This window comes from Alkalibacterium sp. s-m-28 (assembly GCF_054658175.1).
Map to the genome: position 1 here is coordinate 1 of NZ_BAAGIQ010000171.1, position 2,159 is coordinate 2,159.

General features: G+C 45.0%; 3 protein-coding genes. All 3 read right to left on the bottom strand.

What is annotated here, in order from left to right:
* Positions 1 to 137: 137 nt before the first annotated feature.
* The 3 genes from ACYQ4S_RS11675 to ACYQ4S_RS11685 are packed head-to-tail and all read right to left on the bottom strand — an operon-like array spanning position 138 to position 1,933.
* Complete coding sequence (locus ACYQ4S_RS11675; RefSeq protein WP_459771300.1) at positions 138 to 974, bottom strand: prephenate dehydrogenase; 837 nt, start codon at positions 972 to 974, stop codon at positions 138 to 140.
* On the bottom strand, positions 975 to 1,421 hold the full coding sequence (gene aroQ / locus ACYQ4S_RS11680; RefSeq protein ID WP_459771302.1) for a type II 3-dehydroquinate dehydratase: 447 nt from the start codon (positions 1,419 to 1,421) through the stop codon (positions 975 to 977).
* Positions 1,418 to 1,933, bottom strand: a complete 516-nt coding sequence (locus ACYQ4S_RS11685) for a shikimate kinase (RefSeq protein ID WP_459771304.1) — start codon at positions 1,931 to 1,933, stop codon at positions 1,418 to 1,420. The genes aroQ and ACYQ4S_RS11685 overlap by 4 nt, the downstream gene beginning before the upstream one ends.
* Positions 1,934 to 2,159 lie beyond the last annotated feature (226 nt).

Below are 2,159 nucleotides of genomic sequence, written 5' to 3' on the forward strand. Positions count from 1 at the left end.
TTATTTTACCTTTGCTGGAGACATTTGACAAGAAAAAAAGCAATGTGATCCAGCAGTGTATTCACGTCTGCTGGATCACATTGCCTTTTTTCGCCTCTTTTTTATCGGTATAGAATGCTTTTCTACACTTAGCTTGATCAGTACCAGTCTCTGCGCTGATCGCGTGCTCGAATCAGAAAGTCTTTCAGAGCTTCTTCATCATCTGCTTCTATAGCTTGTTTGAAGGTTTCCAGCTCGGCTTCAAATGACATAATCGACTGAATCAGTGCCTCTTTGTTATTCAGAAACAGTTCACTCCAGAGGCTGTCGTTGATATCTGCAATACGGGTCAGTTCCTGAAAACTATTGCCGGCAAAAAGCAAGGTGTCATCAGAAGCTTGACTGCTGTTTACAACGGAGACTGATAAGGCATGCATAAGCTGACTGACGTAGGCAATCTGTTCATCGTGTTTTTCAGGTGTCACCCGAGTCAGCGTGGAAAATCCGGCATCCCGATACAGCTGTTCTATACGGGTGAGGTTCTCTTCCTTGTTTTGAGGAAGGGGGGTGATCAAAGCATTCGCTCCTTTAAATTTATCTGCGGATGCACCGGCTATTCCTTTTTTCTCACTTCCACGCATCGGATGAGCAAAAATAAAGTCAACGTGATCTGGAAGGACGCGGGACGTTTCTTTAATAATAGAGGTTTTCACGCCGGTCACATCAGTGAGTACGACTCCCTGCTTGAAATAGGAACGGTACTGCTCTACAAAAGGTGCGATCTGGCTGGGGTAAAGGGTCAGCATGATCACGTCTGCTTCTTTCAAGCCTTCTTCGGGAACAGTCATGCCTTCGTGAATGATCTGTTCTTTCAGTGCATAGTCAATGGTCTGTTCATCGATGTCGATACCGATGATACGGTGATTCCCTTTGTTCATCAGGCTCATCGCAAAGGATCCTCCGATGGCACCAAGGCCTACAATTGCTAAATTCATCTAGGTATTCTCCTTTGCCAAATGAAGTTCCAGAGCTTGTACGCCTAACAGATAGCTCGCTGGTCCGAAGCCTGACACCTGGCCGATGCAGGCGGGAGCGATCACAGAATCTTTCCGGAATGCTTCTCTGGAATGAATGGCACTCAGATGGACTTCGACTGTCGGAATAGACACGGATTTCAAGGCATCGTGAATGGCATAACTGTAATGAGTATATGCAGCCGGATTGATGACGATGCCGTCAACCTGCTCATTCAATGCCTCCTGTATTTTATCGACCAGTGCCCCTTCGGAGTTACTCTGAAAAAAATCATATAGATGCCCGTGATCAGTCAGATAAGTCTGAATCTGACGGTTGATCGATTCCATTGTTTCGTGACCGTAAATATCCGGCTCTCTTGTTCCTAAAAGATTAATATTGGGTCCGTTGATAATCCATATGTTCATGAGTGGTCTCCTTTAGTATCAAGTTTAGTCAACTGATTCAGCACGTCATTCACCGTTTCTGAAAGGGACTGATCGTTGCGGACAGTTACATCTGCAAGAGCCTCGTAGACCGGTTGACGTTCTTCAAAAAGCGTATATAAGACTTCCGTGCCATTTTTCAAAAGTGGTCTGTGTGCAGTCTCAATGTCTTTTACAATCAGATTTACCGGACGATCGATCCATACGATTACGCCCGCTTGTTTGAGCCACTTTTGGTTTTCTTGTTTCAGGACAGCACCTCCGCCAGTCGAGATCACTGTATCAGTGGCATCGGCCAGCTTGATGCAGGCGTCAGTTTCTAGAGATCGGAAAACCGCTTCGCCCTGTTCGAATAATTCCGGGATTGACTGCCCCGCCTGTTTTTCTATAAAGTCGTCCATGTCTATAAAAGACAGCTTGAGGCGGCTGGCCAGCTCTTTCCCGATTGTCGTTTTCCCGCTGCCAGTCATGCCGATGAGGACAATGTTTGTCATATTATTACCCTTCTTTCCACTGGGGTTACTGTCAAATTTTTTTGTTCTTAAAGGTCTATAACCGTTGTTCTATCAAGGAAAAGACAAAAAACACTTGCTCCTCCCTCATTTATCGGTAAAATAGTAGGTATCCGACTACCAAACTATCCCCAGAAAGAAGGAAAAGCAAGTGCTGTATACCCCTATTATAAACTGTCAGTTTGAAATTATCTACTATTGCCTGAAA